The following is a 4,854-nucleotide window of genomic DNA, read 5'->3' as shown; positions in this document are numbered from 1 at the left end:
GCCCGCCCCCGCGGGGCCGGGGGGGGGCCGGGGGGGGCCCGCGGGGCCCGGGGGGGGGGGGGGGCGGGCGCATGCCCTCATGTCGACGCCCCCGCACAAACAACCGGCGGGCCGGGTGCCCGCGGCCGCCCTTCAGTGGTGATCCGCAGGGATCAGAGAGGGCGGACCTTTGCCGCCTGGAGGCCCTTGGGGCCCTGCTGCGACTCGAACTCGACCTTCTGGCCCTCGTGAAGCTCACGGAAGCCCTTCGCCTCGATGGCGGAGAAGTGGACGAAGATGTCGTCGCTGTTGTCATCGGGGGCGATGAAGCCGAAGCCCTTTTCGCCGTTGAACCACTTGACCGTTCCGGTTGCCATGTTGCCCTCCTCGGACGTGCGTCCCCGCCTCTCGGGAACGCAGTGCAGCGGTGTCGTAACCGCCTATCAGAGTCAACTAGGGCTTCCGGCGGAGGCCATCATTGCAAAGACAAAACGAAACACTCGAACTACAACATCTAGACTAGTGGTCCGAGGGCGGTTCTGCCCAGTCCGCAGCCTTGTGCGCCGTCAGTCGTAGCCGAGGTCGATGTCCGGGTTCGGCTCCTCGTCCTCCAGGTCCTGCGAGTCATCGGCAGACGCTTCGCGCTCTCGTCCGTCGTCGGCCTCGGCGGGGTCTTGGATGCGGCTTCCGTCAATCCCCTGCGTCATGACGTGCTCCTCTCTTCCACGCAGAGTCAGGATCAGCCGGCGTCGAAGCGCTCGTCGTCCTGCTCGTCGTCGTCACGGTCATTGCCCGATCCATCGGGGAGTGCGGAGACGTCCACCGTCTTCCGCGCCGGCGCGCTGAGGGTCTCGTCCTCAGCGGGTGCGGGCTCGCTCGACTCGCTCATAGCTCCTCCTGCCGTCGTCTGGCGAGGGGGACAACCCCTCACCACAACGGTATTCCTGGGCGGTTCCGACGGCACTAGCCCAGACCACGCGCTTTTTCATCCCGCCCAGCGGTACTCCTTTTCGGGGCGCCCAGGGGTGCCGTAGCGGGCGGATCGGGTGAGGACTCCGGCGTCGGCAAGGTGCTCGAGGTAGCGGCGGGCCGTCACGCGCGAGACGCCGACGGCCTCGGTGACTTCAGTCGCGGACACAGCTGCGCCCTTGTCCCGGACGAACGCGCGGATGGCTTCCAGGGTGTCCAGCGAGAGGCCCTTGGGAAGCGGAGTTCCCACGGGCGTCCTGAGCGCTGCGAGCGCCTCGTCGACCGCGTCCTGCGAGGCCGTTCCGCCTGTTCCTGCGAGGGATTCCCTGAATTGGCGGTAGTGCTCGAGCCGCTCCGCGAAGGCCGCGAAGGTGAACGGTTTGATGAGGTACTGCACCACCCCAGCGGAAATCGCCCTGCGGACCACGGGAAGCTCCCGCACCGCCGTGATCGCAAGGATGTCCGGGTGGTGGCCCGCTGCCCCCAGGCGGCGCGCGACGTCGAGACCGTGCAGATCGGGAAGATTCATGTCCAGCAGCACGAGATCAACCGGTGTGCCGGCCGCAGCGAGCTGATTGACGAGCCGGAGGGCCGTGGCCCCGTCGTGCGCCGTGCCGGCGTGGGCGAATCCCTCGAGCCGGCCGAGGTAGGCGGCGTGGGCGTCGGCCGCGATCGGCTCGTCCTCGACCACCAGCACGCGCAGAACGCTCACACCCTGCCCCCCGAGTTCTCTCGCGTGTTCCGCGACGGAATCGCCACCGTGAACACGGCGCCACGGGTGCCGGACACGGTGAGCGTGCCGCCGAGCGCCTCCACCGACCGGCGGACCAGGGCCAGTCCGAGGCCTCGACCGGTGGCGCTCTGGGGCTTGGTCGAGTATCCGAAGTGCAGGATGCGGTCGCGTTCGGCCACGGGAACGCCCGGGCCCGAATCGGATACCTCGATCAGCACGTTCTCGCCTTCCTCCTGGATCTCCAGTGATGCCCAGCGGGGCGGGGGAGCCGCAGCCGCCGCATCGATGGCATTGTCGAGCAGGTTCCCGACGATGGTGACCACGTGCTTCGCCTCGAGCCCCGCCGCGGCGAGGTCTCCTGCGGCCTCCGCGTCCAGCCGGACCCCGCGTTCGTGGGCCTGCGCTGCCTTCCCCATGACGAGCGCCGCGAGAACGGGCTCCTCCACAGATACCACGAGCTCGTTCGCGATCGACTGGCTCAGCGCTAGGTCCTCGGTCGCGAACTCCCTGGCCTCCTCGGTCCGGCCCAGTTCGAGGAGCGACACGATCGTGTGGAGTCGGTTCGCGTGCTCGTGCGTCTGGCTCCTGAGCGCGTCCGAGAGCGTCCGCATGGTCTCGAGCTCGGTGCCCATGGCCTCGATCTCGGTCCGGTCGCGCAGCGTTGCCACCGAACCGAGGCGGCGCGTCCGCCGCCCGGCAGGAGTCGATGCCGGCTCCTGGTTGACCACGAGCACCCGATCCCGCGTCAGGTGGATTTCGTCGTGGGCCGTGCGTCCGCTGGCCAGCAGGTCGCGGAGGCTTGTGGGGAGGTCGACGTCGTCGAGGAGTGGCGCGGGAGATGCCGCCTTCTCCGGCGGGAGCCCGAGCAGCTCGGAGGCCTGATCGTTCCGGATGACGAGGCGTCCCCGCGGGTCGACCATCACCACGCCTTCCCGGACTGAATGGAGCACCGACTCGTAGTAGGCGAACAGCTGGCTCAGCTGCTCGAGGCCGTATCCGTGGGTCGCCGCCGCGAGGCGGCGTTCGAGGATCGCCGCTCCGAGCGACCCGAGGAGCAGCACGAGGAGGCCGACGACGACGACCGCGGGCAGGCGCGAGGCGAGGGCGACGTCGAGGGTCGTCACGGTGACGCCGGCGGCGACCATGCCGAGCACCTTGCCGTCGCCGGGATCCTTGATCGGCACGATGGTGCGGACGGAGGGCCCGAGGGTGCCCGTGTACGTCTCGGTGAACGGCTGGCCGGCCAGGGCCTGGGCCGTCGATCCGATGTAGGTTCCGCCGATCTCGGCCGGATTGGGATGAGTCCAGCGGACGGCCTGCGGCGACATGATGGTGATGAAGTCCAGGCCCGCGTCTGCGCTGACCTTCGACGCATACGGCTGGAGCGTCGGCGTGGGGCTGGCCGTCGCTGCCCCGCGTGCGGCCTGGACCACGGCGGGACTGTCGGCGATGGCCTCGGCGACCGAGAGCGTACGCTCGCCCGCGGCCTGGCGCAGCTGGTCGCGTGCATCGAGGAAGAATGCCGTGCCGATGAACGCGGTGAACAGCACGACGGCCAGCACCAGGAGGAGGAACAGCCGTCGCGCGAGGCTGAGTTGCCGCATTGAGTTCCCGTTCCTCGTGACCAATATGACCGCAATAGTGGCCTTCCTCACAGGGTATTGGAAGGTGGAAGGGCCGCGGTTCGGAAGCGGCACGAAGTGAGGGAGAGGACCAATGGCAACGGTGCCACACACGTCGGCGGGTCAGCCGGCCAAGAAGAAGGTCGATCGGACGCACTGGCTCTACATCGCCGTGATCGTGGCGGTGGTGCTCGGCGTGGTCGTCGGCCTCGTGTTCCCGGGCAAGGATGGCCTCGCGGCCAACCTCAAGCCGCTCGGCGACGCATTCGTGAACCTCATCAAGATGATGATCGCGCCCGTGATCTTCTGCACGATCGTGCTCGGGATCGGCTCCATTGCGAAGGCCACCACGGTCGGCAAGGTGGGCGGCCTCGCGCTCGTGTACTTCCTGATCATGAGCACGTTCGCCCTCGGCATCGGGCTCGTGGTCGGCAACTTCATCCACCCCGGCGAGGGCCTCAACCTCAAGGACGCCACCTACAAGGCGCCTGAGGCCACCGACACGACGAACTTCCTGCTCGGGATCATTCCGAACACTCTCGTCTCGTCCCTCACCTCCGGCCAGATCCTCCAGACGCTCTTCGTGGCCCTTCTGGTCGGCTTCGCCCTGCAGCGCATGGGCAAGGCCGGCGGCATGATCCTCGAGTTCATCCGCCAGGCGCAGGTGCTCGTCTTCCGCATCCTCGTGATGATCATGTGGGTTGCCCCCATCGGAGCCTTTGGTGCGATTGCCGCCGTCGTCGGCGCGACCGGCTGGAAGGCCGTCCTGAGCCTGCTGACGCTCATGCTCGCGTTCTACATCACCTGCATCCTGTTCATCGTGGTGATCCTGGGCAGCGTGCTGCGCGCCGTAGCCGGCGTGAACATCTTCAAGCTCATGAAGTACCTGGCCCGCGAGTACCTCATCATCGTCTCGACGTCCTCGTCCGAGGCCGCGCTCCCGCGCCTCATCGCGAAGATGGAGCACCTCGGCGTGTCCAAGCCGGTCGTCGGCGTGACAGTGCCGACGGGCTACTCCTTCAACCTCGACGGCACCGCGATCTACCTGACCATGGCCTCGCTGTTCATTGCGACCGCCATGGGTCAGCCCCTCAGCCTCGGCGAGCAGATCGCGCTCCTCGTCTTCATGATCATCGCGTCGAAGGGTGCCGCTGGCGTGAGCGGGGCCGGTCTCGCCACCCTCGCGGGCGGACTGCAGGCCCACGCGCCGCAGCTCGTCGGAGGCGTCTCCTTCATCGTCGGCATCGACCGCTTCATGTCCGAGGCCCGCGCACTGACGAACTTCACCGGCAACGCCGTGGCCACCGTGCTGATGGGCGTGTGGACAAGCGAGATCGACCGCCAGCAAGTGGGCGAGGTCCTCTCCGGACGCCGTCCCTTCGACGAGTCGACGATGCTCTCAGATCACGAGCACGGCGACGCGGCGGACGACGCCGGGACCTCGCCTCGCGCGGTCGACGCGCCGGAGGCGGCGAGCGTCTGACCCCTTTCCCGTTGCGCCCTCCACGGTGGCGGGGGTTTACCCCCCCCAAACAGAACGCGCCCCCCGGG

At 68.3% G+C, this 4,854-nt stretch carries 6 protein-coding genes; 1 reads left to right on the top strand and 5 read right to left on the bottom strand.

The window, feature by feature from the left end:
- Positions 1-152: 152 nt before the first annotated feature.
- The 5 genes from ACTHL9_RS02160 to ACTHL9_RS02140 form a co-directional block, all read right to left on the bottom strand.
- The gene (locus ACTHL9_RS02160; RefSeq protein WP_440517022.1) at positions 153-356 is read right to left on the bottom strand and encodes a cold-shock protein; all 204 of its coding nucleotides are present in this window, start codon (positions 354-356) and stop codon (positions 153-155) included.
- Positions 357-545: 189 nt separating this feature from the next.
- The gene (locus tag ACTHL9_RS02155; RefSeq protein ID WP_440517021.1) at positions 546-686 is read right to left on the bottom strand and encodes a hypothetical protein; all 141 of its coding nucleotides are present in this window, start codon (positions 684-686) and stop codon (positions 546-548) included.
- A 32-nt stretch (positions 687-718) separates the two neighbouring features.
- On the bottom strand, positions 719-868 hold the full coding sequence (locus ACTHL9_RS02150) for a hypothetical protein (RefSeq protein ID WP_440517020.1): 150 nt from the start codon (positions 866-868) through the stop codon (positions 719-721).
- A gap of 96 nt (positions 869-964) precedes the next feature.
- The gene (locus ACTHL9_RS02145) at positions 965-1,660 is read right to left on the bottom strand and encodes a response regulator (RefSeq protein ID WP_440517019.1); all 696 of its coding nucleotides are present in this window, start codon (positions 1,658-1,660) and stop codon (positions 965-967) included.
- Positions 1,657-3,285, bottom strand: a complete 1,629-nt coding sequence (locus ACTHL9_RS02140) for a sensor histidine kinase (protein ID WP_440517018.1) — start codon at positions 3,283-3,285, stop codon at positions 1,657-1,659. Before ACTHL9_RS02140 ends, ACTHL9_RS02145 begins: the two co-directional genes overlap by 4 nt.
- Before the next feature lie 112 nt (positions 3,286-3,397).
- On the opposite strand from ACTHL9_RS02140, the gene ACTHL9_RS02135 reads away from it, so the two are divergent.
- Entirely contained in the window at positions 3,398-4,786 is a 1,389-nt protein-coding gene (locus ACTHL9_RS02135) for a cation:dicarboxylate symporter family transporter (protein ID WP_440517017.1), read from the top strand.
- Positions 4,787-4,854: the final 68 nt, after the last annotated feature.

Source organism: Sinomonas sp., assembly GCF_051955515.1.
GTDB lineage: Bacteria > Actinomycetota > Actinomycetes > Actinomycetales > Micrococcaceae > Sinomonas.
Note: the sequence above shows the minus strand (reverse complement) of the source record. Positions and strands in the feature narration are given on the sequence as shown.

Bases quoted from the DNA above. Each gene is read 5' to 3' on its own strand.
- ACTHL9_RS02160 (WP_440517022.1), bottom strand. From the start codon at position 356: ATGGCAACCGGAACGGTCAAGTGGTTCAACGGCGAAAAGGGCTTCGGC.
- ACTHL9_RS02155 (WP_440517021.1), bottom strand. From the start codon at position 686: ATGACGCAGGGGATTGACGGAAGCCGCATCCAAGACCCCGCCGAGGCC.
- ACTHL9_RS02150 (WP_440517020.1), bottom strand. From the start codon at position 868: ATGAGCGAGTCGAGCGAGCCCGCACCCGCTGAGGACGAGACCCTCAGC.
- ACTHL9_RS02140 (WP_440517018.1), bottom strand. From the start codon at position 3,285: ATGCGGCAACTCAGCCTCGCGCGACGGCTGTTCCTCCTCCTGGTGCTG.
- ACTHL9_RS02135 (WP_440517017.1), top strand. From the start codon at position 3,398: ATGGCAACGGTGCCACACACGTCGGCGGGTCAGCCGGCCAAGAAGAAG.